Raw genomic sequence first — 26,000 nt, 5'->3', positions numbered from 1 at the left:
ACGGGCCCCGGCCGGGTGCGGGGCGCCGTCACCCACCGGGCAGCACGAGCGTGAGCGCGTGGATCGCGATGCCGACGAGTGCACCGATCACCGTGCCGTTGATCCGGATGTACTGCAGGTCGCGGCCGACGTAGAGCTCGATGCGATCGGCGGCCTCCTTCGCATCCCAGTCCGCGATCGTGTCCGAGATGACGGAGGCGAGCTCCGGTCCGAAGGATTCGACGAGGTCGCCGACGGTCGTGGCGATCCGCTCGTCCATCTCGGAGGCGAAGGCGCGGTCCGTGCGCATGCGCTCCGCGGCTTCCGTGAGGAGAGCGCGGACGCGCGCGTGGACCGGTCCGGCCTCATCCAGGACGGCCGCCCGCAGCAGGCGCTTCAGCGAGGACCAGATCTCCAGCACAGCGTCGACGACTCCGTCCTGCGTGAGGAGATCGTCGAGGACCTTCTCCGCGCGCACGGACAGCGGCGTGTTCCCCCGCAGGTCCTGGGACACCTCGACGAGCCACGCGTCCAGCGCCTGGCGCGCACGATGGAAGCGGTCGTCGCGGACCTCTGCCGTCCATCCGAGGACCTCGCGGCGCAGCCGGTTCGACACGACGTCGTTGACGAAGCGCGGAGCCCAGTCCGGGGACTTCTGCTGGACGATATCGTCGATGACCTGCGGATTCTCCGACAGCCAGGTGTGGGCCTCACCGACGATCAGATCGACGAGGTGGTGGTGTGCTCCTTCGTCCACGATCTCCCGGATGAGCATCCCCAGTGCGGGCGACTTCCGGGTCGACACGAGTTTGGGCACGAGCACATTGCGGGTGAGATCCGCGATCGCCTCATCATCCACCCGTGCCAGCACGTACTCGAGGCCCTGGCCCGCCCGGCGGACCACGATGTCCTGATTGCGGGGAGCGATGAGCCAGTCACCCGCTCTGCGCGTGAGCTCTGCGGTGCGGATCTTCGTCGACACCGTCTCCGCCTGGAGGAAGTTCGCGGCGACGAAGTGGGACAGGCTCGTGCCCAGCGTGTCCTTCTTCCGCGGGATGATCGCGGTGTGCGGGATCGGCAGCCCCATCGGGTGGCGGAACAGCGCAGTCACCGCGAACCAGTCCGCGATCGCGCCGATCATCGCTGCTTCCGACGCGCGCGCGACGAAGCCCCACACCCCGGTCATGTCCGTGAGCAGGTGGACGAGCAGGAAGATGATCGCGGCGAGGATCAGCAGCGACGTCGCGAGCGTGCGCATCTTGCGCAGTGCGACGGCGCGTGCCGCATCCTCAGCCTCCGTCCCCGCGCGAGCGGGAGACGGCGACGACCCCAGTGGACTCTGAGCTGACGGTTCGATGGTCACGGCCCAACGCTACCGCGCGCGGGTCACTCCAGACCGGTGATCCGGAATCCTGAGTGCACCTTGTAGCGGATGTTGATGCCGATGAGGATCGGCGTGAGGCCCTCGACCATCCGACTCGACTCCAGCCGACCGGCGTCGACGACCCGCAGCCCCTCGATCGTGCTGAGGAGCTCTGTCACCGCAGTCTTGTCCGCCTTGCTGTTCCCGCAGATGAGCGTGTCCTGGTCCAGCGACAGCTCCGGATCAGCGAGGTCATCGGCGCTGAGCGTGTGCAGTCCGGAGACGACGCGGACACCCTCCGGAACCAGCGCCGCCGTCTGCTCCGCCGCCGACCCGTGCCAGACACCGGTCAGCTGCGTCGGCTTGCCGCCGATCGCGGTGCCCAGCGGCACGCACGCGTCGATGACGATCTGCCCCTCACGCAGTCGGTCCTTCACTGATCTGAGGGTCGAGGCCTGGCTGGCGAAGGGGACTGCGACGAGGACGAAGTCAGCAGCGTCGGCGGCATCGCCGTTGTCGGCACCGGAGACGATCGCTGACGGCACGAGCGCCGAGACCTGACGCGCAGCCTCCTCCGCCCGGCCCGCGTCGCGGGACCCGATCCTCACCGTGTGCCCGGCCCCGGCCAGGCGGACGGCCATGCCGTGACCCAGATTCCCGGTTCCCCCCAGGATCGCGACGCTCTTCGACTCGGCCATCTGGTCTCCCTCGCTCGTCATTCCGTCTCCCTGCTCATCCGTTTCCTGTGCACGCGGCGCGCACGCGCGTGGGACCGGTGTCCCTTCGCACGTGCGCGGCGCATCCGCGCGGCACGCTCAGTCAGACTGCGTCCGCCCATCGTCGCCCGACAGGTCGGTGCGGACATGATGCGCGGCCCGACCGCCGTCGTCACTGGAATCGATCGGAGCACTGCGCGGGGTCTCCTCCACGATGAGGGCGCCCGTCTGCGTCCGCCCCAGCACGCGATGCCCGTACAGGCCGTAGTTCTCCCGCAGCCGGAGGGACTCGAGGCTGTCGTGCCCCTCCCTGCCGACCGCGATCATCGTTCCTCCCGCAGCATCATCGTGTGCGCGCTCATCGCTCCCCGTGAAGAAGTTCGCGACGTGGTACATCACGAGCACGATGATCGTGCCGAATGCGATGCCGGCGAGCGTGAAGGTCTCTGTGACGACGAGGCTCACATCGCCGATCGCGATGATGATGCCGGCGGCCACCGGGACGTTGTTGACCGGCTTCGAGAAGTCGACGCGGTTCTCGATCCAGATCTTCGCACCCAGCAGGCCGATCATGCCGTAGAGGACGACGGTGATGCCGGCGAGCACTCCACCGGGGGTCGCGGAGATGATGGCACCGAACTTGGGTGAGAAGCCGAACACGATCGCGACCAGGCCGGCGATGTAGTAGGCCGCCGTCGAGTAGACGCGCGTATTGGCCATGACGCCGATGTTCTCTGCGTAGGTCGTCGTCGGTGAACCGCCGATCGAGGTCGCCACGACGGTGGCCACACCGTCGGCCGCGACTGCGCGGCCCACGTAGGGGTCGAGCCGGTCGCCCGTCATCTCCTCCACTGCCTTCACGTGGCCCACGTTCTCCGCGACGAGCGCGATGACGGCGGGGAGCATGAGGATGATGAACGCCGCGTTGAACTCCGGCAGGTGCCACCCCACGACGCCGGCTGCCGCGTCGGTGGCCGGCGGGAATCCGATCCACGACGCCTCCATCACCCCGGACCAGTCCACACGGAAGTGGGTGTCGACGACATCCGTCGTCGCGTTGTAGGCGGTGATCTGGCCGAAGACGCGGTCGAAGACCCATGACAGCGCGTATCCGAACGCCAGGCCCAGCAGGATCGACATCCGGCCCAGGAAGCCCTTGAGGGCAACGGACATGAGGATGATCACCACCATGACGATGACGGCGATCCACTGATCCTGCGGCCAGTACACCCCGGCCACGACGGGCGCCAGGTTGAAGCCGATGAGCATGACGACCGCGCCCGTGACGACGGGCGGCAGCACCTTGGTGAGGATCCCGGCACCCAGGAAGTGGATGAAGGTGCCCGCCAGCGCGAGCACGATGCCCGCGATGAGGATCGCACCGGTGACCTGCTGCGGGGTGCCTCCCTGCGCAGTCACCGCGGCGACGCCGCCCACGAACGCCGCCGATGTGCCCAGGTAGCTGGGCACCTTCCCATTCACCATGAGCAGGAAGATGATCGTCGCGAAACCGCTCATCAGCACTGCCAACTGGGGGTTGAGCCCCATGACGATCGGGAAGACGAACGTCGCCCCGAACATCGCGACGACGTGCTGGGCGCCCAGCCCTGCCGTCCGCGGCCAGCTCAGCCGCTCTCCGGGCGCAACCGCGCCGCCCGGTCTGACGCTCTTCCCATCGCCGTGCAGCTTCCATCCGAATGCTGACATGTCGTACTCCTCGTCCGGCACACCATCGGGCCGTCTCAGGTGCTCTCGGCGCCGATGCCGAAGGCACATCCATCACATCTGTGACGTCTCGGACGTCCTCACGGCATTCGTGGTCCTTCCGAATGCCGGGACGTCAGAGGGGAGTTGCTGCGTGGTCACGGGCGGCGGACATCTGCCGGGCTCCGGATCGGAGCCCGGCCCGCGCCCGTCAGGACTTCGCCTGCACCCGCTTCGTGAACGCCGGGATCAGCCGCTCCCCATAGACCCGCAGGGTCTCCTCCTTGTTGTCATGGTCCAGGTACCCCGCGAACTGCGTGACACCCAGCTTCTCGTACTCCCGCAGCTTCTCCTCGTGCTGCTCCGGCGTCCCGATCACGCAGAACCGCTCCACGATCTCATCGGGGACGAAGTCCACATGGCTGTTTCCCGATCGGCCGTGGTCGTTGTAGTCATAGCCCTCACGGCCCTCGATGTAGTCGGTGAGCGCACGCGGGACCGTCCCGTCCGACCCGTAGCGCTTCACGATGTCTGCGACGTGGTTGCCGACCATCCCGCCGAACCACCGGCACTGGTCGATCGCATGCCGATACTGCTCTTCGCTGCCGTCGGTCACGTAGAACGGTGCCGCGACGCAGATGTCCACCTCGTCCGGGTCGCGTCCCGCAGCCGCAGCCGCCTCACGCACGGTGCGGATCATCCATTCGGTGATCTCGATGTCACCGCACTGCAGGATGAATCCGTCGCCCGTCTCGCCCGCGATCGCCAGTGCCTTCGGTCCGTACGCGGCCACCCACACGTCCAGCTCGGAGTCCTCCGACCACGGCAGACGGATCTCCGCGTCATTGATACTCACGGACCGGGAATTCGACAGTTCGCGGATGATGCCGATGGATTCCCTGAATTCCCGCAGGGTCACGGGCTTCTTGTTCATCACCCGCAGCGATGAATCGCCCCGTCCGATCCCGCAGATCGTCCTGTTGCCGAAATGGTGGTTGAGCGTGGCGTACGTCGACGCCGTCACGGTGAGGTCGCGCGTCGCGGGGTTGGTGACCATCGGTCCGACCGTGATGCGCTTCGTCTGATCGAGGATCAGGGAGTACAGGACATACGGCTCCTGCCAGAGGATGTGGGAATCATAGGTCCAGAAGTGACTGAACTTGTGCTCCTCCGCCTTCTTCGCCAGGGAGACTGTTCTCGCTGCAGGCGGATTGGCCTGGATGACGACTCCGAAATCCATGGGTGATGCTCCTTCGGTTCTGTTGGATCCACATGATGGCGAGCACTCGCCCCGTCAGCGCAGGGCCGCAGTCCGATGCCGCACCGTCGCCGCTGCTCAGGGCGCCGTGATCGACCCGTAGGTGTCGGGACGGCGGTCCCGGTAGAACTGGAAGTCATCGCGGGTCTCGCGCACCAAGCTCAGATCGAGATCGCGGATGACGAGCTGTTCGTGCTCGGAGGAGGCGACGTCTCCCACGTAGTTGCCCTTCGGATCCGCGACGTAGGACGAGCCGTAGAAGTCGACGGCGAGCTCTCCGTACTCGTTGTCCTCCCGCCCGACGCGGTTGGAGACTGCGACGAAGTACTGGTTCGCGCCGGCGGCCGCGGTCTGCTCCAGCTCCCAGAGCCTGTTCGACAGACCGGGCTTGGAGGCGTTCGGGTTGAAGACGATCTCCGCACCCGCCAGGCCGAGCATCCGCCATCCCTCCGGGAAGTGGCGGTCGTAGCAGATCGAGACCCCGATACGCCCGACAGCGGTGTCGAACACCGGCCACCCCAGGTTGCCGGGACGGAAGTAGAACTTCTCCCAGAAGCTCGCCACGTGCGGCAGGTGGTTCTTCCGATACGTGCCGAGGTTGGTGCCGTCTGCGTCGACGACGACTGCCGAGTTGTAGTAGACGCCCGGCATCGCCTCCTCGTAGATGGGGAGGATCGTGACGATGCCGAGCTCTTCGGCGAGCGCGGCGAACCGCTGGACGATCGGCCCGTTAGCCGGTTCGGCGTACGCGTAGTACTTCTTGTCCTGCGTGATCCCGAAGTACGGGCCGTAGAACAGCTCCTGGAAGCAGATCACCTCGGCCCCCTGCGCTGCGGCATCGCGGGTGAACTGCTCGTGCTTGTCGAGCATGGACTCCTTGTCGCCGGTCCAGGTGGTCTGCGTGACTGCGACGCGAACCATGATGTCCTCCTCGTTGTCGGGCACGTCGTCGTGCGCCGGCCGGGGAAGCCTCAGAGAGGAGCTCGGTGGCGGCCTTCATCGGCTCCCGGTGGGAATCAGCCGCATCATCGCGGTGCTGACGGTATGGCCCCATCCTTCCCACCATCGTGTGACCTGTCTAACATCGAGTTCCGGACAGGCTCGCCACTGAAATCGATGAGCCCTCAATGCACCTCCGACGCACCCGGATCCGTGAGCGTGGAGCCCGGTCGAGCTCCCACGATCGGCCCCGTGCCGACCACCTCCCGCATAGAATCCGGACTGGCACGCGCCGCCTACGAAGAGGAGCACCGGTGGGAGCAGTCGACGTCGTCCAGGCAGAGCAGCACGCGGACACGCCCGCGCCTCGCAGGATCACGATGCTGTCGGGCGGTGTGGGAGGCGCGAAGTTCGCCCGCGGCCTGCGGCACTGCCTCCAGCAGGTCGGATCCGGCGGTGCGGAGAACGGCGGCGCGGAACACGGCGGTGCGGACCGCGGCTGCGACCCGCCCGCCGTCACCTGCGTGGTCAACACCGGTGACGACATGTGGATGCACGGGCTGCGGGTGTGCCCCGACCTCGATTCGATGATGTACGGGCTGGCGGGGGTCAACGACACGGACCGGGGCTGGGGACGCGCCGGGGAGTCGGAGCGGGTGAGCGCAGAGCTCCTCGACTACGGCGTGGGAATCGACTGGTTCACCCTGGGTGACCTCGACCTCGCGACGCACATCGCACGAACCGAGATGCTGCGGGCAGGCACGGGTCTTGCGCGCGTCACCCGCGAGCTCACCGCCCGGTGGGATCTGGGCGCCACGCTGCTGCCGGCCACCGAGCACGAGGTGGAGACCCGGGTCCGCGTCGGGGAACAGACAGACGAGACCATCCACTTCGAGGAGTGGTGGGTCCGACATCGGGCGGGTCTTCCCGCCCGAGGATTCCTGCACCACGGAGCCGAGGGCGCCGCACCCGCGCCGGGCGTCCTCGAGGCGATCGAGAACGCTGAGCTCATCATCCTCGCCCCGTCCAACCCGGTCGTCTCGATCGGGGCGATCCTCGCGATCCCGGGCATCAGGAGCGCGCTGCGCGCTGCCCGTGCGCCCGTCATCGGACTGTCGCCGATCATCGGGAGCACGCACGTTCTGGGTATGGCGTCGCAGTGCCTGCGGGCGGTCGGTGCGGAGGTGTCGGCCGCCGGCGTCGCGGAACACTTCGGATCCCGCGCCCAGGGCGGGCTGCTGGACGGCTGGCTCGTCGATTCCGGTGACGCGGACTCCGTCGCCCGCGTGGAGGCAGCGGGAATCCGCTGCCTGGCCGTGCCTCTGCTGATGGATTCGGATCCCCTCACCGCGGACATGGCGCGAGCAGTGCACGAACTGGCGGATCGCATCACCCCCGGCGCTGCTCGGCCGGCGGGGCACGGCCAGCGCGGCACCCCACTCATCCCGCGAGGAGCACGGACCCCGGTTCGCTGAGCGCCGCGGCCGTCGTCGCCCCCACGCCCAGGCGACGGGCCGCATCGAGGTCCGCCCGCGAGTCGACATCGCGCCGCAGGCCCGGATGGTCTCCGCAGAGCAGACGGTGGCCGGCCTCCTCATGCCGCGCACAGGAGCCCTCCCCGAACCGGGGTCGCAGCCGGACCGGGGAGGGCGCCTCGGGACCGGCCAGGGGGTTCGCGGTGAGCAGCACCGTCCCCGTGGAGTCGGCATCCGCGAGCACCGCCCGACGAGCGGGCTCCGCGGAGGCGAGCGCCGCATCGATCTCCGCACTCGTCGCAGCGGGGAGGTCTCCGGTCATGACGGCGACGCGGCGCAGCGGCTCCTCCCGGCGGACGGCCGCGGCCGCTTCCCGGATCGCGGAGTTGAGCCCCGCGTCCCCGGTCTCCTCGACGATGACAGCGCCCCTGAGGCTCAGTTCCGCCGCGGCCCGCTGGTCAGCGGTCACCACCAGCACCCGCCTCACCCGTGCGCAGGCGAGCGCGGCTGTCGCGGCGTCGACCGCGAAGGACAGGGCCAGCCGGCGTCTGCACGCGACGGACAGGCCCTCCAGCCGGGTCTTCGCCCGTTCGAGCCGCTTGACCGGGATGATGAGATCCCACCGCAGCGCGTCCAGCGCTCCCGCGTCGGTCCCTCTCACGGCGAGATCCCGTGCTCGCGCAGCGCTGCCGCGTACCCGGCGGACCAGGATTCGGCCGCGCCCGTGTGGAACATGTCGTCCTCCCGCGGCCTCAGCAGGGTCCTCGCACTCCGGGGATGCGTCTGCTCGCTCCGGCCCGCCTCTCGGTCGACCGACTGCCGCCCGGTGCCCGGATCCTCCCGGTCCACGAGGTCGCCCAGCCCCCGGACGACCGCCACCGGACGGCCCGCCGCCTTGCCCTTGACCAGATCGGTGGCCGAGGCGATCTCGTCGGCCACCGCAGTCACCGTCACGTTCATCTCCTGCCCGTACTCGTCGAACCGCCCCCGCAGGTCCAGGACCGGGTCCATGCCGGCGATCCCGATCGCCGCGTCCGTCTGTCCGACCCGCCACGCGCGCCCCAGCGTGTCGGTGATGACGACCCCCACGGCGACGCCCAGTCGCGCACGGATCCGCTCCACGATCCGCCGCGCCGACGCGTCCGGGTCCAGCGGCAGGAGCAGCACGGTGCCCACCGGGACGCTGCTGCTGTCGACTCCGGCAGCCGCAGCGATGATGCCGAGGCGGTTCTCGACGATGCGGACGGCGCCTCCCGGCACGTCGCGGCTGGCGACGACTCGGACGGTCTCGTCGGTGATCGCCTGTTCGCGGTCTGCGGCCTGCACGTAGCGGTCTTCTGCCTTGGAGACGATCTTCGAGGTCACCGATACGACGTCGCCGTCGCGCAGCGCTCCGTCCGCCGCATCGATGATGAGGGTCGCCAGGTCATCACCGGGTCGGATCTCTCCGATGCCCGTGAGTGCGAAGATCTGTAGGGTCATGGACTGCTCCTCATGTCCTGTTCACTGCTGCCTTGGGAGGTCTGAATGGTGTCGATCGGTCTGTCCCTGCGGCTCGAGCACACGCATCCGCGCACTGCCGTCGAACTGGCCGTGCAGGCCGAGAGGCACGGCTTCTCCGGCGTCATGGCCGCGGATCACTTCCAGCCGTGGACCCCTGAGCAGGGTCACGCCCCGTTCGTCTGGAGCGTGCTGAGTGCGATCGGAGAGCGCACTGCGGGTGACCTGGGGCCCGGCGTGACGACACCGGCCTTCCGCTGGCATCCCGCCGTCGTCGCCCAGGCATCCGCGACGACGGCGACGATGTTCCCCGGCCGGCACTGGCTGGGCATCGGATCCGGGGAGGCGATCAACGAGCACGTCGTCGCGACGTACTGGCCGGAGGCCCCCGAACGGATCGACCGCATGTTCGAGGCGGTCGACCTCATCCGGAAGCTGTTCACGGGGTCGCTCCAGAACCGGGACATCCGCTACGCGGGGAGGTTCTTCACGATGGAGTCGACACGGCTCTGGACCATGCCGGACACCGCGCCCGAGGTCCTGGTCGCCGCATCCGGACCGGTCACGGCGAAGCGGGTCGGCCGATCGGCGGACGGGATCATCACTGTGGGAGCCCCGGGAGACAAGGTGCCGCAGCTGCTCACGCGCTTCGCCGAGGGCGCACGCGATGCGGGCAGGGACGCGCGCACGATGCCGAAGGTCATCCAGCTGCACCACTCGTGGGCGCCGACCGCGGAGGATGCCACCCGCCAGGCCGTCGAGCGCTGGCCGATCGGTGCCATGCCGTTCCGCAAGTCCGATGTCCGCTCTCCCTACGATTTCAAGCAGCTCGCCCGGAACGTGCGGACCGAGGACTTCGAGGGGCACGTCCTCATCTCGCCGGACCTCGACGAGCATCGCGAGTACATCCAGTCGCACATCGACATGGGCTTCGACCGCATCTATCTCCATCATGTCGGTGAGGACCAGCGTGCGTGGCTCGAAGCGTTCGGGACGAAGGTCCTGCCGGAGCTGCGCATCCCCTGACCGCCGACCCCGGCCGCGAGGGATCCTGCCGGCAGGGATTCGTCCAACAGGGATTCGTCCAGCAGAGGCTCGTCCAGCAGAGGCTCGTCCCGCGGAGACGCCTCCGGCAGAGCCTCATCCGGCGGACACTCATCCGGCGGAGACTCGTCCGGCAGGCTCAGTGCGAAGACCGGCGCTGAGGTCCGCGGGTGGCGGAGGACGTCCGCGTCGACGCCGTAGACCCGCCTGATGGTGTCCGGCGTCAGCACGGACACCGGATCGCCGGCAGCGTGGAGTGCTCCGTCCCGCAGCACGATGACGGCATCGCAGACGCGTCCGGCGTGCGACAGGTCGTGGAGGGCCGTGACGACGGTCGTCCCCTCGTCCGCGAGGGTCCGCAGGAGGCGGAGGATGCTCAGCTCCGCGTGCGGGTCCAGGTGGTTCGTCGGCTCGTCGAGCAGCAGCAGCCGCGGCTCCTGCGCCAGCGCGCGGGCCAGGCCGACCCGCTGCCGCTGGCCCCCGGACAGGGTCGTGTACCTCCGCTCGGAGAACTGCGAGCACTCCGCGATGTCCATCGCGCGGGTCACCCGGGACAAGTCCTCGGGCGTCGAGCCGCCGAATCGGAAGACCGGCTGGTGCGGCACACGGCCCAGTTCGACGACCTCGCGGACAGTCAGCTGCTCCTCGGTGTGGGCATTCTGCTCGACCAGAGCGAGGAGTCGGGCCCGCCGCCGTGAGGACATCCGCAGGAGGTCCTCCCCCTCCCAGCTCACAGATCCGGCCGTGACGGGCACGACCCCCGCGATCGACCGCAGGAACGTGGATTTGCCCGCTCCGTTCGGTCCGATCACACCGATCACCGCACGTGCGGGGAGCGAGACGCTCACCTGTCGCACGATCGATGCGCCGCCCAGCTCGACCGTCAGTCCCTCGACGGTGAGCTCGTCGTGTGCGAGTGCCATCAGCGGTTCTCCCTCCGACCCGCCAGGAGCAGCGCGAAGATCGGAGCGCCGATCACTGCCGTCACGATGCCCACCGGCAGTTCGCGGGGATCGAACGCCGTCCGCGCGGCGGTATCGGCCCAGATGAGCAGGACCGCGCCGCCGAGCGCGGACACCGGAAGCAGCGTGCGGTAGCCGGTGCCCACGACCAGCCGCGCCGCGTGCGGCAGCACGAGTCCGATGAAGCCGATCGCACCGCTCATCGACACGAGCACCCCCGTGAGCACCGCGGTGGCGGCGAGCATCAGCCACCGGACCGTTGAGACCCTCACTCCCAGCGCCTGGGCGGCAGCGTCCCCGAAGGCGAAGGCGTCGAGCAGTCGCGCCGAGGCCGCGATGGGCGCTCCGACGACGACGAGCACCACGGCCGCCATCGCCACCTGACTCCACCCGACGCCGCTGAGCGACCCCATGAGCCAGCTGAGGATGTCGCGGTAGGAATCGCCCTGGGCGTGCCAGAAGATGAGCAGGCTCGTGAGCGCCCCGCCCAGGGACGACACGGCCACCCCGGCGAGGATCGTGCGCGCCGGGGTGAGCCCTCCGGCGAGCTGCGCCAGGCCCAGCGTCGCGAGCAGCGCGACCATCGCACCGATGAACGCGGCGACCGGCAGCAGGGTCTGCACGCCGATGAGCAGCACGACGACCGCACCGACCGACGCTCCGGAGGACAGCCCCAGGAGGTACGGATCGGCCAGCGGGTTGCGGGTCGTCGCCTGCATGACGGCTCCGCAGAGCGCCAGACCTGCGCCGACCAGTGCGGCGGCGAGGACCCGCGGCATCCGCAGATCCCAGATGATCCCCTCCTCGATCATGGTGAGACCGGGGTCGGCGAATCCTGCCCGCGACAGGATGCTCGCCGCGACGTCGGCCACGGTGATGTCAGCGGGGCCCAGCGTCACAGCGGTGCAGACGGACACGATGAGGGCGCCGACCAGCAGACAGCCGACGACAGCGGCCACGGCGGGCCCCCGCACCGGTGGCCTGCCGATCCGACCGGTGCCCGCACGGTTCACCAGCCGCAGCCTCGTCCCGTTCACGATCATCCGCGCTGGGCCTCGAGCTGCTCCGCGAGCTCGGCGACCGCCTCGGCGTTGCGCACGCCGGCCTCACTCGCCGCGAACGGCAGACGCAGATAGCTGCCGGTGCGGACCGCGCGCAGCTCGGAGGTGACCGGGCTGCTCTCCAGCCTGTGGATCTTGTCCTCGGCGGTGTTCCATTCGGCGTCGATGAGGATGATGACCTCGGGATCCCGCTCCGCGATCACCTCCCAGCTGAGGCTGGTCCACGTGTCCTCGACGTCGGAGGCGATGTTCTCCATCCCCAGCCGCTCCATGATCATCGCCGGGGCGCCCGTGCCTCCGCCGACGAACGGCGTATCGGTGCCCGACGAGTACCAGAGCGCTGCAGGGGCGCCGTCCACGGGTTCGACCGAGTCGAGGACCTGCTGCTGCTGTGCGACCAGCTCGTCCGCCGCCGGCTGCGCATCGAAGAGCTCACCGGCCTCACGGATGTCGTCGAAGACGGCCTCGAAGTCGAGCTTCTCCGGCTTGTATCCCGCGCCCTGGCACGCTGCCGGCGAGACGTAGGTGCCGACGCCCAACGAGTGGAGCGATCCACGCTCCCCCGCACCGTCCGCGGAGAAGGCGGATTCCCAACCGGCGTAGACGAGGTCCGGCTCCAGCTCCAGCACAGCCTCCTGGGAGGGGGCGCCGTCGGACAGTTCGGGCACGCCGGCGGCAGCGGATTCCAGGGATCCGGGCAGAGGACTGTCCGCGAACGCGGTTCCCACCAGCCGATCGCCCAGGCCCAGCGACAGCACCAGCTCCGTGGCGGAGGATTTGATCGTGACGATCCGCTGGGGCGGCTGCGCCACCTCCACATCGGTACCGCAGTTGTCGATCGCAAGCGGATAGCCGGCGTGCGCAGGATCGGCCGAAGGGGCAGCCTCTGCTGCGGAGGGCCCAGCGGCTTCACCGCCGCAGGCGGACAGCGTCAGGGCAGCGGCGAGGAGGGCAGGGGCACGGCGGGATGAACGCATGAGTCCTCTTTGACACATCGTCGGACGGAGAAGACCGGTCGAAGAGCACGACCGCGTTCCGGCGGCGAAGACAGCCGCTGGCCACCCATGACGGGGCGGATCCGTGGACAGAGCGTTCCACTGCCAGTGGATCGTACTCGACGGGAGCCGGAGGAGGGAAGATCCCCGCACACGGCGGACCGCACGACATGGCAGGATCGGTCTATGGAGTTCCCGTTCACGCTCAACCAGCTGCGCTACTTCAGCGAGGTCGCCCACCACGAGAGCATGCGCATCGCAGCGGAGGAGCTCCACGTCTCGCAGTCCGCAGTGTCGACGGCGATCGCGCAGCTGGAGCGCGGTCTGCGCGTGCAGCTGTTCATCCGCCACCCGAACCGCAGCGTCACACTGTCCTCCGCGGGTCGCCAGTTCGCGGCGCGGACCCGGGCCTTCCTCGAGGGCGCCTCCGCACTGAGCGAGGAGGGGTCGCTGCTGGGCGGCACGCTGAGCGGAGCCCTCACCGTGGGCGTGTACGCCCCCATCGCGCCGTTCCGCTTCCCCCGCGTCCTCACGACGTTCGAGGAGCAGCACCCCGGCGTCGACGTCGACCTCATCGCCGGTGATCTCGAGGTGGTGCGTGGAGCGCTCACCAGCGGAGCGTGCGAGGTCGCGCTCATGTACGCCCACGGACTGGGATCCGAGTTCGAGACCCGCGTGCTGGAGCGCGTCCGCCCGCACGTCTTCGTGCCCGCCGACCACCCGGCCGCCGGCAGCGATTCCGTCCGCCTCGCCGACTTCGCGGACGAGCCCTTCATCCAGCTCGACCTGCCCTACTCCCGCGATTACTACGACCAGCTCTTCCGCCTGGTGGGCGTCGCACCGCACGTCCGCTACCGCTTCAACGACTACGAGACCGTCCGGTCCTTCGCCGCGATGGGGCACGGGTACGCGCTGCTCAACCAGCACCCCACCCCTGCGACGTACTCCGGCGCGCACCTCGTCGCGCTCCCCATCCAGGACGAGCTGCCCGGCATCGAGGTCGTCGTCGTGCGGCCCGCCCACATGCGCCTCACCCGCCGCGCCGAGGCGTTCATCCGTGCGTGCGAGGTCCACTACCTGCCCCCGGCGGACTGATCCTCGGTCCGTCGGATCCGGCTCGTACCGTCGGCGGGACCGCACGCCGGGACCGCACGCCGGGACCCGCCGCGCACCCGGCTCATCGATTTCAGTGGTGAGCCTGTCCACAACTGTTCGTTAGACACGTCACACTCCAGCCGCGAGTATGGAGACCTCCGACCGGACCTGCCGAAGACGGCGTGGGCCGCGACATGCAGTCGCAGCCGGGGCATCACCGAGGATGCCTCCGGACTCCCCGCTGCCTCCGGACCACCAGGACTGGCCCCCACCCGGAAAGAGGCCGACGATGTCCCGTGCACCCGAACGCTCCGCCAGGCTGTACAACAAGGATCTGGCACCGGAGTCGGCGACGCGCACGTGGAAGACGCTCAACCTCTTCAACTGGTGGATGGCCGGCTGGCACTCGATGGCCGGATACACGATGGCCATCGGCCTCTTCGCGTTCGGGCTCTCCGGCTGGCAGGCGATGATCGCGTTCATCCTGGGCGCGGTCATCCTCTATTACCTCAACAACCTCACCGGTGTGGCGGGACAGCGCGAGCGCGTTCCGTTCCCGGTGTTCGCCCGCGCCGCGTTCGGCGTGTTCGGCGCGAACATCCCCGCGGTCCTCCGGGCGGTCGTCGCGGTGTTCTGGTACGGCATCCAGACCTACCTGGCGTCCGCCGCGGTGATGATCCTCGCCCTCAAGATCGCCCCCGGCACCGCGGTGCTCGCCGACGACTCGTTCCTCGGGCTGTCCACCCTGGGCTGGATCTGCTTCCTGGTGCTGTCGCTGCTCCAGTGGGCGGTGCTGCTGTCGGGACTGGAGACGGTGCGCCGCCTCACCGACTTCGCCGGCCCCACGATCTGGATCGCAGTGTTCGCCCTGGCGGTCTGGATGCTCGCCCGGGCGGGCTGGACGATCGACCTGTCGCTCGTGACGACCGCCGAGGTCCCCTCCGGTGCACGACAGGTCCTGGGTGTCGCGTCCGCCGCGTTCATCGTCGCGGCCTACATGGCGGGACCCTCCCTCAACTTCGCGGACTTCACCCGCAATGCCCCCACGGAGCAGTCCGTGCGCCGCGGCAATGCGCTGGGCCTGCTCATCAACGCGTCCCTCTTCGGCATCGTCTCCGTCATCATCGCCCTCTCCGCCCACGAGGTGTACGGCGATGAGACCCGCGACCTGGTCGAGCTGGTCGGCGCCATCGACAACGTGACGGTCCTGCTCGTGACGATCATCGCAGTGTCCGTCGCCACCGCCGGCGTGAACATCATCTGCAACTTCGTCGCCCCCGTGTACGACCTCATCAACATCCGCCCCGAATGGTTCACGTTCCGCCGCGCCGGCACACTCGTCGCCGTGCTCGCCGTCGTCGTCACCCCGTGGAACCTGTTCTCCAACCCCGTCATCGTCAACCAGCTCATCGGCGGGATCGGCGCGTTCATGGGACCGCTGTTCGGCATCATCACCGTCGACTACTACCTGCTGCGCCGCAAGCGGCTCGACACGGAGTCACTCTTCAGCGACCGCCCCGAGGGCATCTACTACTACCGCCGCGGCTACAACCCCCGCGCCATCGCGGCCCTCGTCGTGGGCGGCTGCATCTCGCTGCTCCTCACCTTCGTCCCCGCCTGGTCGGACGCCGTGCCGTTCGCGTGGCCGGCGGGCATCCTCGTGGGCGGCCTCGCGTACGCGCTCCTGAATGCGACGGCGCCCTCACCCGTCCTGCCCGACGACGCACCGACCGCGCAGCACGCCGACCCGCCCGCCGAGGAGCCGGCGACGGCCGGCTGACGATCCCATTGCCCGCACACATCCAGGACAGCCACCAGGACAGCCACTGATGAAGCACCGACACAGGAGGTCACGATGACAACCACACTCATCACGGGCGGGACCGTGGTCAACACGACCGGCAGAGTCGAGGCGGACGTCCTCATCGACGGCGAGACCATCGTCGGCGTCCTGCCGCCCGGCTCCGAGCTGCTCGGCTCCGATCTGAAGAGGAACGTCGATCAGGTCGTCGACGCGACCGGCAAGTACGTGCTGCCCGGCGGCGTCGATGCACACACCCACATGGAGATGCCGTTCGGCGGGACGTTCGCGTCGGACACGTTCGAGACGGGGACGCGCGCGGCCGCCTACGGCGGCACGACGACGATCATCGACTTCATCACCCAGTACCCGGACCAGCGCGTGCTCGACCAGTACAACCTGTGGCAGGAGAAGGCCGCGGGCAACTGCGCCATCGACTACGGATTCCACCAGATCCTCTCCGACATCCAGCCGGAATCGCTCACCGCCATGGACGAGCTCGTCGACGAGGGCGTCACGAGCTTCAAGCTCTTCATGGCCTACAAGGGCGTCTTCCTGTCCGACGACGGCCAGATCTTCCGCGCCTTCCAGAAGGGTTCGGACAACGGCGCCCTCATGATGATGCACGCGGAGAACGGGTCGGTCATCGACGTCCTCGTCGAGCAGGCGCTCCAGCGGGGCGAGACCGGTCCGATCAACCACGGCCTCACACGTCCGTGGCAGCTGGAGGCGGAGGCGACCCACCGGGCGATCATGATCGCCGAGGTGGCGGACTGCCCGCTGTACTTCGTCCACGTCACCGCGAAGCAGGCCGCGATGCAGATCGCCGAGGCCCGCGGCCGCGGGGGGAACGTCTTCGGCGAGACCTGCCCGCAGTACCTCTATTTCAGTCTCGAGGACCAGCTGGGCGCCCACAGCGCCGAACGCGGGGAGTTCGAGGGTGCCAAGTGGGTGGCCTCGCCGCCGCTGCGCTCCAAGCACGAAGGTCATCAGGACTTCCTGTGGAAGGCGCTGCGGACGAACGAGATCCAGATGGTGTCGACCGACCACTGCCCGTTCTGCATGAAGGAGCAGAAGGAGCTCGGGGCGAACGACTTCTCGAAGATCCCCAACGGGTTCGGCACGGTGGAGCACCGGCTCGACCTCCTGTACCAGGGCGTCGTCGACGGGAAGATCACGCTGGAGCGGTTCGTCGAGATCACGTCCACCACTCCGGCCCGCATGTTCGGCCTCTACGGCCGGAAGGGTGTCATCCAGCCCGGAGCGGACGGTGACATCGTCGTCTACGATCCCGACGGCCACACGAAGATCAGCGCGGACACCGCCCACATGGCCATCGACTACTCCGCCTGGGAGGGCTTCGAGATCGACGGGAAGGTCGACACGGTCGTGAGCCGCGGCAAGATCGTCGTGCAGAACGATCAGTACCTGGGGCGCAAGGGAGACGGCCAGTACCTCAAGCGCGGCACGTCTCAGTACCTCACCTGATCGGACGTGTCCGGTCCGACCCCACTTCACCAGCAAGGAGACCCGCAGTGACAACGACACCCGAAGACGCATTCCTCAGTGACTTCCACGAGGTCGCGAAGATCGGCGCGACGGAGTCCGGGGGCGTCGAACGCCAGTCGGCCACTCCGGAGGACAAGCAGACCCGCGACTGGTTCGTCGGGTTCGCTCAGGAGCGCGGCTGGGAGACCGGCGTCGACGGGATCGGGAACCTCTTCGCCCGTGTCCCCCTCGTTGCAGGGGGTGGGGAGGAGACGGGGGTCATCATGACCGGGTCCCACCTCGATTCGCAGCCGAAGGGAGGACGGTTCGACGGCGCGTACGGTGTGCTCGCCTCGCTCCACGCCGCAGCCCAGGTCGAGCAGCGGGTCCGCGAGGGTGAACTGACTGCGGACTACGACCTCGTCGTCGTCGACTGGTTCAACGAGGAGGGCGGTCGCTTCCCGCCGTCCATCATGGGCAGCTCGGTCTATGCGGGGCTCATGGATCGTCAGCAGATGCTCGAGGTCACCGATCTGAAGGGGATCAGCGTCCGCGAGGCGCTCGAGTCGATCGACTACCTCGGCGCCGACGACGCCCCGGGCGTGCCGCCGGTGGGGACCGTCCAGGGCTACGCGGAGATCCATATCGAGCAGGGCAGGATCCTCGAGCGCGACGGGCTGCCCCTGGGTGCCGTCGACTCGTCCTGGTACACCCAGAAGCTCGACATCGAGGTGCTCGGCGAACAATCCCACACGGGTGCCACTGCGATGGCGGATCGCCACGACGCACTCGTCGGTGCCGCCCACGTCGTCCTCCTGTTCCAGGAGATCTGCGAGCGCTTCCCGGAGGAGACGCTGGTGTCCTCCGTCGGGCAGGTGACGGTCGAGCCCAACTCGCCCATCGTCGTGAACTCGCGCGTCCACCTCGTCGCGGATCTGCGCGCAAACGATCCGCAGATCGTCAAGGACGCACGGGACTGGCTGCTCGAGGAGTTCACGAGGGTCGAGGCGAAGACGGGTCTGAAGGTCGTGGCCCAGGACTTCGACGTCCGACCCAACCGCTACTACCCGATCGAGGGCGTCGAGCTCCAGGAGAAGGTCGCCGCGGATAGGGGGCTGGGGATCGTGCGGATGCAGACGATGGCCGGCCACGACTCCGTCGCGATGAACACCGTGACCCCGTCCGTCATGATGTTCATCCCGTCCGCGGACGGCGTCTCGCACTGCGAGCGGGAGTTCACGAGCGACGAGGACATGCTCACCGGTCTCACGTCGCTCGTCGGCGTCCTGGACCGCATGGTCCAGGGGGCACTCGACGGAGTCGCCTACCCGGGCTCTGCGACCGCCTGACCCGCCGGGCGCAGACCCGAACCGCAGGTCATCGGGCCCAGCCGCACTCACCCGGCGCCTGGGCACGAGGCCTTTCCTCCACTACGATCATCGAGCAGCGCACCCGTGCGCCGCCCACTCGCCTGCGCATCCGCACGGACGAGCGAGCACCGACCTGAAGGAAGTGGCCATGTCCGACGACATCGCTCGTGCCGGTGAGGCAGCAGATCAGGACTTCTCGTTCGAGGCGGTGCCTCGCTCGAAGAGGCGCGGCTTCTGGCGCGTCGGGTTCGTCATGCTCGGCTTCACGTTCTTCTCCGCGTCGATGAGCGTGGGCGCAGGGCTGGGGAACGGAGTCGACCTCACGGGCTTCCTCTGGGCCGTGGTCATCGGTGGCCTCATCCTGGGCGCCTACACGGGCGCACTCGGCTTCATCGGCGCGAAGACCGGTGAGGGCCTCGACCTCCTCGCGCAGCGGACGTTCGGCTCGCGCGGATCGTACCTCCCGTCCGCGCTGATCTCCCTCACGCAGATGGGCTGGTTCGGGGTCGGGGTGGCGATGTTCGCCAACCCGACCGGCGAGCTGCTGGGCATCGGGCCGTGGCCGATCGTCCTCGTGGCAGGCGCGCTCATGACGGCCTCGGCCTACTACGGGATCCGCGCGATCGAGATCGTGAGCTTCGTGTCCGTGCCGCTCATCGCGGTCCTCGGGACGTGGTCCATGATCTCCGCGACCCGCGAGGGCGGCGGACTCGAGACGATCTTCGGCCAGTCGACGGGGATGCCGCTCACGGTCGCCATCGGCATGGTGATCGGCTCGTTCGTCTCCGGCGGGACGGCGACACCGAACTTCACGCGCTTCGCGCGGACTCCCTCCGTCGCAGTCATCACGACGGTCGTCGCCTTCTTCCTCGGCAACACGCTGATGTTCAGCTTCGGTGCCGTCGGCGGCGCCTTCAGCGGCCAGGACGACATCTTCTACGTGATGATCGCGCAGGGCCTCATGATCCCGGCCCTCATCGTGCTGGGTGCGAACATCTGGACCACCAACAACAACGCGCTCTACACCACCGGCCTGGGTCTCGCGAACATCACGAAGGTGCGCAAGCGCCCGCTGGTCCTCATCTCCGGTGTCCTCGGCACCCTCGCTTCGCTGTGGCTCTACGACAACTTCATCGGCTGGCTCAGCTTCCTGAACGCGACGCTCCCGCCCATCGGCGCGATCATCATCGCCGACTACTTCCGGCGGCGCGCGGCGTACTCGACCGCCGATGCATCGCGTCGACCGGTCGTCTGGGGCGCCGTCGTGGGGGTCGTCGCCGGAGGGCTCGCCGGCTGGTTCATAGACTGGGGCATCGGTTCGATCAATGCGATCGCCGTCGGACTGGCCTGCTACGCGGTCGGAGTACTCATCCGGCGTGCGAGTACACGGAAGGGGAGCACTCATGCTGATCAGGAATCTTCGGATTGAGGACGCGGAGGCGACCAGCGACGTCCGCATCGCCGACGGCAGGTTCACCGCCATCGAGGACCGCCTCGAGCCGCTCCTCGACGAGGAGGTCGTCGACGCCGATGGCAGGCTGGGGCTCCCGCCCATCATCGAATCGCACGTCCACCTCGATTCCGCGCTGACCGCGGGTGAGCCGCGCTGGAACCAGTCCGGAACCCTGTTCGAGGGCATCGACGTGTGGAGCGAGCGGAAGCGCACGCTGAGCGTCGAGGACGTGAAGGACCGTGTGCACCGCGCCGTACGCCAGCAGGCGCGCTTCGGCATCCAGTACGTGCGCACGCACGTCGATGTGACGGATCCCGAGCTCACGGCGCTGCACGCGATGCTGGAGCTGCGCGAGGAGCTCAAGGACTCGATCACGCTCCAGATCGTGGCGTTCCCGCAGGAGGGCATCCAGTCCTTCCCGGACGGTGAGGCGCTCATGCGCCGCGCAGCGCAGATGGGCGTCGACGTCATCGGGGCGATCCCGCACTTCGAGTTCACGCGCGAGTACTCCGTGGAGTCGCTCGACTTCGCGTGCGCCCTGGCGGACGAGTTCGGCCTGCTCGTCGACGTGCACTGCGACGAGATCGACGACGGGGCCTCCCGCGGCCTCGAGACCCTCGCCGCGCGTGCCCTGGAGCTGGGCCTCCACGACCGCGTGACGGCCAGCCACACGACGGCGACGCACTCCTACAACAATGCGTACTTCACGCGGCTGCTGCGTCTGCTGACGATGAGCGGCATCAACTTCGTGTCCAACCCGCTGGTGAACACGCACCTGCAGGGCCGTATGGACACGTATCCGAAGCGGCGCGGGGTCACGCGGGTGAAGGAGCTGACCGAGGCAGGCATCAACGTGAGCTTCGGACAGGACGACATCGTCGACCCGTGGAATCCTCTCGGCACGGGGAACCTCCGCGATGTGGTCTTCAACGGACTGCATGTCACGCAGATGATGGGCAAGCAGGAGATCGACCAGAGCTATCGGTTCATCACCCACAACGCGGCGCGCACCCTCCATCTGGGCGCGGAGGACTACGGCTTCGGAGTCGGACGTCCGGCGAGCTTCATCATCCTCGATGCCCCCTCGTGGTACGACGCGCTGAGCTTCAACGCGCCGGTCATCGCGTCCTACCGCGCCGGAAGGCAGCTCGTGAAGACAGAGCCGGCCACCACTGAGATCCTCTTCTGAACCCTGCGCCGCCTCTCGTCCGCAGCCCGGGCACCGACCAGCTGCCGGACCCCGGAACCGGACGCGCCTGAGCGGCGGCCCTCCAGGAGCTGAGAAAGACCGAGGCCCCGGGAACCTGTGCGGGTTCCCGGGGCCTCGGTCGTCATGCGGCGGCGCTCACGCGCCTGCGGCACTGATCGGTGCGATCAGGCCTTTCCGATGACCTCGAACGTGGCGTTCGCGGTGATCTCGTCGTGGACGCGGACGGTAGCGGTGTGCAGACCGGCGGCCTTCACGTGGCCCGGCAGGGCCACCTGACGACGGTCGAACTGCGCGCCGACTGCCGTGCTGAGCGCCTCGGCGACGAGCGCCGAGGTGACAGCGCCGAACAGGCGTCCGCCCTTGCCCGACTTCATCTCGATGCGAGCCGTTGCCGACTCGATCCTGCCCTTGAGGGCGAGTGCCTCGTCGCGATCGGCGATCTGGCGGGTCTGGCGGGCCTTCCGGAGCGCGTCGATCTGCTTCTGCGCACCGGCGGACCACGGAGTGGCCAGACCGCGCGGGATGAGCAGGTTGCGAGCGTATCCTGCCCGCACCTCGACGACGTCACCGGCAGCGCCGAGACGGTCGACTTCCTGAGTGAGGATGAGCTTCCTGTTTGCCATTCTTCTCTCCTCCTATCAGCGGCCGACGCCGGTGTACGGGAGCAGCGCCATCTCGCGGGCGTTCTTCACGGCCTTCGCGATGATGCGCTGTTCCTGCACGGAGACACCGGTGACGCGACGGGCGCGGATCTTGCCGCGGTCCGAGATGAACTTACGCAGCGTCGCGGTGTCCTTGTAGGTGATGGTTGCGGCTTCCCCGCGCTTGAGCGGGTTGGCCTTCTTCTTGATGGGCTTCCGGGGATCCGGCTTCGCCATGATGTGCTCCTGTGTGAATGTGAGAAGTAACGATCAGAACGGCGGTTCGTCATTGGTCGGGCTGCCCCAACCGCCACCGCTCTGCGGGTTCGACGACGCCCACGGGTCCTCCTGCGCAGGACGTCCGCCCTGCTGCGGGTTGGCTCCCCACTGACCGCCCTGCTGGCTTCCCTGCTGGGGGGGACGACCTCCGCCGAACCCTCCCTGCTGGCCGCCGCCCTGGCCGCCACCACCGAATCCGCCCTGCTGGCCGCCCTGGCCACCGCCGCTGTAACCGCCGCCGCGCTCGTTCTTCGTGACGCTCGCGGAGGCGTAGCGGAGGCTGGGACCGACTTCGTCGACGTCGAGCTCGAACACCGTGCGGCGTTCGCCCTCCTTCGTGTCGAAGGTGCGGGACCGCAGGCGGCCCTGCGCGACGACGCGGGTGCCGCGTGACAGCGTCTCCGCGACGTTCTCGGCCATGTCGCGCCACGCACTGCAGCGCAGGAAGAGAGTCTCCCCGTCGCGCCATTCACTGGTCTGACGGTCGAACGTCCGCGGCGTGGACGCCACGGTGAAGTTCGCGACGGCAGCGCCGTTCGCGGTGAACCTCAACTCCGGGTCGGCAGTGACGTTCCCGACGACGGTGATGACTGTCTCGCCTGCCATGGTGACTCCTCTGCTGCGCAGTGATGTGATGCGACTCGAGTGGATGGGTGGGGATGTGGGGTCGGATCCGCAGGGATCCGAACCGTGGGATCAGACCGCAGGTGCGGTCACGCGGCGTCGGGGCGCAGGATCTTCGTACGCACGACGGACTCGTTGAGTCCGAGCTGGCGATCGAGTTCCTTCACCGTCTCCGGCTCCGCGTTCAGATCGATGACCACGTAGAAGCCTTCCGACTTCTTGTTGATCTCGTACGCGAAGCGGCGACGGCCCCAGACATCCACGTTGTCGATGGTCCCGCCCTGCGCGGGCACGACCTTCAAGAGCTTCTCGACATCGGTGTTCACGGAGCGCTCGTCGATCTCTGGATCGAGGATGAGCATGAGCTCGTACTTACGCATGTGTCACCCACCTCCTCTGGTCTCAGCGGCCACGGTCTATCCGTGGCAGGAGGGTAATTGCGTTGCGCTGCCCAGTGGTTCTGCGCACAGGGGCGCACAGGACAGCCGTCTGAGTCTACCGCACGAGTAGAGAGCCTCGCACCTCTGCTGCCGGGAGTCAGAAGGGGTGGGGCACTCTGTCGAGTGCCCCACCCCTTCAGCTCCTCGCGCCGGTGCCTCTCAGTGTGAGGCCCTGGCTCGACTCAGACTCATGCCCTGCGACGACGGGCGATGAACAGGAACACTGCACCTGCGGCGGTCAGCAGGCCACCCGTTGTCAGTGCGACACCGATATCTGAACCCGTGCGCGGCAGATCCTCGCCGGGCTGGGGATCCGCGGACGGCTCGGGCTCAGGCGCCGGTGCTGGCGTCTCCGACGGAGCCGGCGATGGGCTCGTGGTCGGATCGTCAGTGGGCTCCGCGGACGGCTCCTGTGTCGGTTCGGCCGTGGGCTCGACCGTCGGCTCGGCCGTAGGAGCCTCGTCAACGACGTTGACCGTCACCGTCGCGACGTTCGAGTCTTCCGCGCCGTCGTTCGCCGTGAATGTGAAGGTCTCCTGCCCTTCGTAGCCCTCGGCCGGCGTGTACGTCAGATCCGGAGCGTCCCCGCTCAGGGTGCCTTCCGCCGGCTCCTCGACCACCGTGTAGGTGAGCTCGTCACCGTCCGGGTCGGAGGCCACCAGCGGTGTGCTGACGGGGGTGTCGATGGTGGTCGTGTAGGTCGCGTCCTCCGCGGTCGGCGCAGTGTTCGCCGCGAATGTCCCCGCAGAGATCAGCACTGCGGAGTCACGGGTGGCGTCAGCCGTATCAGCGATTGCCAGCTTCACGTGGTTCGTCTCACCGGGTGTGACGTCGGAAGCACAGACCAACGGCTCGGTGAAGCCGTCCATCTCCGTCTCGTGGGGGTGGCCGGCCTCCGCATCATTGTCGTTGTACAGGGACGAGTTCACGCCGTTGTTGATCGTGTTGATCGTGACCGGAGCAGTGCCCTCGTCCGTGTCGACGACAGCACAGTTGCTGCCATTGACGTAGAAGCCGAACACGTCGTTGTAGTCCGAGTCGACGTACTCGTTGTACTCATCAGATCCGAACACGTACGTGAACTTCACCTGGTCCGTATCCGGAACGAAGTCGAACTCGAGGACTGACGCATCCATGGTGGTCAGGGGATCGACGATCAGATTCAGGTCAGAATCGCCTGGCACTCCGAGAACAGAGGTGTTCCCGGTGAGTTCGTTCGGCCCCAGGACCGACGACGGACCGAGCTCGCTGTCCGCGATGCTTCCCGAGGACAGGGCGACGCCGCCCTCCACACCGACAGCGCTCATGCCGGTCACCTCACCGGCACCCTCGGCGGCGCCCGTGTACACGGCGTTCGAGTAGGTGATGCCCTCGCCGATCAGCGTCTCCACCAGATCATCGGCGGTCAGGTCGCCACTCGTCAGATCCGTGGCCTCCTGGCCGGGAGACGCGGCTTCCACATCTCCGTCTGCTGCCGCCGCAGCAGATCGTTCAGCCGAGGCTGCGGCTGGGCTCGCCTGTGCCGCGGTCGGCACCAGGCCGGCGAAGATCAGCGCGGACGCTGCTGCCAGAGCGCCCCATTTCACACGTTCAGTTCTCACTACCAGTCCACTCTCTGTCAGTTCCCCGCCCCGCGAGTCCGCTCGGTTGTGCGACTCTCCACAGCGAGTGCACTGCACTCCTGCGACTGCGGGCAGGCACGAAGCGTGCGCTCGCGGCCCGATGATGGTCCGTTCGGCCACCTCGAGCGCCGCCTTCAAGATAGCTCAACGTTTCGTGATTCGAAAGAGAGATGTGCGCCTCATGAACCGGGCATGCGGCGGTTCGTCCGGAGGTGGCACAGATACGTCGAGGTCAGAGCCGTGCATCTGCTCAACGCAGAGGATCCGGCGAACCGCCTGGCATACTGACCTCATGCGACCACAACGTACAGAATTCGAGCCGATCGCACTGGGCGACCGCGAGACGACGCTGCTCATGAAGTCGATCCTGATCCCACGCCCGATCGCGTGGGTGGGCACGACTGACGACGCAGGCGTCGCGAACCTCGCCCCGCACTCGTTCTTCACGATGGTCTCCGAGACGCCGCCGGTCGTCATGTTCTCCTCCACCGGCCGCAAGGACACCCTCGCCAACGCCGAGGCGACCGGCGAGTTCACCGTCTCGCTCGTCTCCCGGCCGCAGTTCGAGGAGGCCAACCAGACGTCCGCCGGCTACGCGCCGGAGGTCAGCGAGTTCGAGGCCGCCGCGGTCGCCCAGGAGCCCTCCGCCGTCGTCGCCCCGCCGCGCGTGGCATCGTCCCCAGCCGTCATGGAGTGCACCGTCGAACGCATCATCCCGGTGGGCGACAGCTTCATGGTGCTGGGGCGGGTCGTCCACGTCGCTGTGGACACCCGCACGCTGAGCACCGATGCGCGGGGACGCACCCTGCCGCTCGCGCAGGACCTGGATCCCCTGGCCCGTCTGGGTCGCAATGAGTGGGGCTCCCTGGGCGACGTCTTATCGGCCCCGCGGCCGCACGGCGGCGGCAACCCGCAGTGAGCAGCGGAGCTGACGGCTCAACACCCGGCTGCTGAACAGCCGTCAGCAGTTCAGCAGCCGGC

24 protein-coding genes are annotated in these 26,000 nt (G+C 68.2%); 9 read left to right on the top strand and 15 right to left on the bottom strand.

The window, feature by feature from the left end:
• Positions 1-28: 28 nt before the first annotated feature.
• The 5 genes from BJEO58_RS07865 to BJEO58_RS07845 all read right to left on the bottom strand — a co-directional run bounded on the left by BJEO58_RS07865 (position 29) and on the right by BJEO58_RS07845 (position 5,941).
• Positions 29-1,342, bottom strand: coding sequence for a DUF445 domain-containing protein (locus tag BJEO58_RS07865; RefSeq protein ID WP_101588915.1), 1,314 nt, complete (start codon positions 1,340-1,342; stop codon positions 29-31).
• 23 nt (positions 1,343-1,365) lie between these two features.
• The gene (gene npdG, locus BJEO58_RS07860; RefSeq protein WP_101588914.1) at positions 1,366-2,061 is read right to left on the bottom strand and encodes an NADPH-dependent F420 reductase; all 696 of its coding nucleotides are present in this window, start codon (positions 2,059-2,061) and stop codon (positions 1,366-1,368) included.
• Between the two features lie 96 nt (positions 2,062-2,157).
• Positions 2,158-3,765, bottom strand: a complete 1,608-nt coding sequence (locus BJEO58_RS07855) for a uracil-xanthine permease family protein (RefSeq protein WP_101588913.1) — start codon at positions 3,763-3,765, stop codon at positions 2,158-2,160.
• Between the two features lie 208 nt (positions 3,766-3,973).
• Positions 3,974-5,002, bottom strand: coding sequence for a TIGR03842 family LLM class F420-dependent oxidoreductase (locus BJEO58_RS07850; RefSeq protein WP_101588912.1), 1,029 nt, complete (start codon positions 5,000-5,002; stop codon positions 3,974-3,976).
• A 96-nt stretch (positions 5,003-5,098) separates the two neighbouring features.
• Positions 5,099-5,941, bottom strand: coding sequence for a nitrilase-related carbon-nitrogen hydrolase (locus BJEO58_RS07845; protein WP_101588961.1), 843 nt, complete (start codon positions 5,939-5,941; stop codon positions 5,099-5,101).
• A gap of 332 nt (positions 5,942-6,273) precedes the next feature.
• Here BJEO58_RS07845 and cofD point away from each other — a divergent pair, with 332 nt between their 5' ends.
• Positions 6,274-7,434 (top strand): 2-phospho-L-lactate transferase, encoded by a 1,161-nt coding sequence (cofD, locus tag BJEO58_RS07840; protein WP_246075880.1) that lies wholly within the window; start codon positions 6,274-6,276, stop codon positions 7,432-7,434.
• Here the strand turns inward: cofD and cofC are convergent.
• Positions 7,400-8,095 (bottom strand): 2-phospho-L-lactate guanylyltransferase, encoded by a 696-nt coding sequence (cofC, locus tag BJEO58_RS07835; RefSeq protein ID WP_101588911.1) that lies wholly within the window; start codon positions 8,093-8,095, stop codon positions 7,400-7,402. The two genes, cofD and cofC, sit on opposite strands and share 35 nt — an antisense overlap.
• Positions 8,092-8,916, bottom strand: coding sequence for a coenzyme F420-0:L-glutamate ligase (cofE, locus tag BJEO58_RS07830; protein ID WP_101588910.1), 825 nt, complete (start codon positions 8,914-8,916; stop codon positions 8,092-8,094). Before cofE ends, cofC begins: the two co-directional genes overlap by 4 nt.
• 45 nt (positions 8,917-8,961) lie before the next feature.
• Between cofE and BJEO58_RS07825 the strand changes: the two genes are divergently transcribed.
• The gene (locus tag BJEO58_RS07825) at positions 8,962-9,960 is read left to right on the top strand and encodes a TIGR03557 family F420-dependent LLM class oxidoreductase (protein WP_101588909.1); all 999 of its coding nucleotides are present in this window, start codon (positions 8,962-8,964) and stop codon (positions 9,958-9,960) included.
• Here BJEO58_RS07825 and BJEO58_RS15425 read toward each other — a convergent pair.
• Genes BJEO58_RS15425 through BJEO58_RS07810 form a run of 3 tightly spaced genes read right to left on the bottom strand, consistent with a single transcriptional unit; the run spans position 9,885 to position 12,978 of the window.
• Complete coding sequence (locus BJEO58_RS15425) at positions 9,885-10,901, bottom strand: ABC transporter ATP-binding protein (RefSeq protein WP_101588908.1); 1,017 nt, start codon at positions 10,899-10,901, stop codon at positions 9,885-9,887. The genes BJEO58_RS07825 and BJEO58_RS15425 overlap by 76 nt on opposite strands.
• Positions 10,901-11,977, bottom strand: coding sequence for a putative F420-0 ABC transporter permease subunit (locus BJEO58_RS07815; RefSeq protein WP_308297863.1), 1,077 nt, complete (start codon positions 11,975-11,977; stop codon positions 10,901-10,903). Before BJEO58_RS07815 ends, BJEO58_RS15425 begins: the two co-directional genes overlap by 1 nt.
• A gap of 2 nt (positions 11,978-11,979) precedes the next feature.
• Complete coding sequence (locus tag BJEO58_RS07810) at positions 11,980-12,978, bottom strand: putative F420-0 ABC transporter substrate-binding protein (RefSeq protein ID WP_101588906.1); 999 nt, start codon at positions 12,976-12,978, stop codon at positions 11,980-11,982.
• Positions 12,979-13,182: 204 nt separating this feature from the next.
• Between BJEO58_RS07810 and BJEO58_RS07805 the strand changes: the two genes are divergently transcribed.
• The 6 genes from BJEO58_RS07805 (at position 13,183) to codA (ending at position 21,392) form a co-directional block, all read left to right on the top strand.
• Positions 13,183-14,091 carry a LysR substrate-binding domain-containing protein gene (locus BJEO58_RS07805; RefSeq protein ID WP_101588905.1) on the top strand — a complete coding sequence of 303 codons (909 nt, stop codon included), beginning with the start codon at positions 13,183-13,185 and terminating at the stop codon, positions 14,089-14,091.
• 289 nt (positions 14,092-14,380) lie between these two features.
• A complete protein-coding gene (locus BJEO58_RS07800) occupies positions 14,381-15,871 on the top strand; it encodes an NCS1 family nucleobase:cation symporter-1 (RefSeq protein WP_180951872.1) in 1,491 nt (496 codons plus the stop codon).
• A gap of 75 nt (positions 15,872-15,946) precedes the next feature.
• Positions 15,947-17,380 carry a dihydropyrimidinase gene (hydA, locus tag BJEO58_RS07795; protein WP_101588903.1) on the top strand — a complete coding sequence of 478 codons (1,434 nt, stop codon included), beginning with the start codon at positions 15,947-15,949 and terminating at the stop codon, positions 17,378-17,380.
• Between the two features lie 47 nt (positions 17,381-17,427).
• The gene (locus BJEO58_RS07790) at positions 17,428-18,729 is read left to right on the top strand and encodes a M20 family metallo-hydrolase (RefSeq protein WP_101588902.1); all 1,302 of its coding nucleotides are present in this window, start codon (positions 17,428-17,430) and stop codon (positions 18,727-18,729) included.
• A 169-nt stretch (positions 18,730-18,898) separates the two neighbouring features.
• On the top strand, positions 18,899-20,179 hold the full coding sequence (gene codB / locus BJEO58_RS07785) for a cytosine permease (RefSeq protein ID WP_101588901.1): 1,281 nt from the start codon (positions 18,899-18,901) through the stop codon (positions 20,177-20,179).
• Positions 20,154-21,392: a cytosine deaminase gene (gene codA / locus BJEO58_RS07780; protein WP_101588900.1), complete on the top strand. Its 1,239-nt coding sequence runs from the start codon at positions 20,154-20,156 to the stop codon at positions 21,390-21,392. Before codB ends, codA begins: the two co-directional genes overlap by 26 nt.
• A 185-nt stretch (positions 21,393-21,577) precedes the next feature.
• Here codA and rplI read toward each other — a convergent pair whose 3' ends face one another.
• The 5 genes from rplI to BJEO58_RS07755 form a co-directional block, all read right to left on the bottom strand.
• The gene (rplI, locus tag BJEO58_RS07775) at positions 21,578-22,036 is read right to left on the bottom strand and encodes a 50S ribosomal protein L9 (protein ID WP_101588899.1); all 459 of its coding nucleotides are present in this window, start codon (positions 22,034-22,036) and stop codon (positions 21,578-21,580) included.
• A gap of 15 nt (positions 22,037-22,051) precedes the next feature.
• Complete coding sequence (gene rpsR / locus BJEO58_RS07770) at positions 22,052-22,291, bottom strand: 30S ribosomal protein S18 (RefSeq protein ID WP_087003950.1); 240 nt, start codon at positions 22,289-22,291, stop codon at positions 22,052-22,054.
• A gap of 33 nt (positions 22,292-22,324) precedes the next feature.
• Positions 22,325-22,939: a single-stranded DNA-binding protein gene (locus BJEO58_RS07765; protein ID WP_101588898.1), complete on the bottom strand. Its 615-nt coding sequence runs from the start codon at positions 22,937-22,939 to the stop codon at positions 22,325-22,327.
• A 107-nt stretch (positions 22,940-23,046) separates the two neighbouring features.
• Complete coding sequence (gene rpsF, locus BJEO58_RS07760) at positions 23,047-23,337, bottom strand: 30S ribosomal protein S6 (RefSeq protein WP_101588897.1); 291 nt, start codon at positions 23,335-23,337, stop codon at positions 23,047-23,049.
• A 248-nt stretch (positions 23,338-23,585) separates the two neighbouring features.
• Positions 23,586-24,998: a choice-of-anchor L domain-containing protein gene (locus BJEO58_RS07755; RefSeq protein WP_144573773.1), complete on the bottom strand. Its 1,413-nt coding sequence runs from the start codon at positions 24,996-24,998 to the stop codon at positions 23,586-23,588.
• A gap of 313 nt (positions 24,999-25,311) precedes the next feature.
• Between BJEO58_RS07755 and BJEO58_RS07750 the strand changes: the two genes are divergently transcribed.
• Entirely contained in the window at positions 25,312-25,938 is a 627-nt protein-coding gene (locus BJEO58_RS07750) for a flavin reductase family protein (protein WP_087003938.1), read from the top strand.
• The last annotated feature ends 62 nt before the right edge of the window (positions 25,939-26,000 follow it).

The organism is Brevibacterium jeotgali, from assembly GCF_900169175.1.
Taxonomy (GTDB): Bacteria; Actinomycetota; Actinomycetes; order Actinomycetales; family Brevibacteriaceae; genus Brevibacterium; species Brevibacterium jeotgali.
This window is presented reverse-complemented; position numbering and strand designations above follow the sequence as displayed.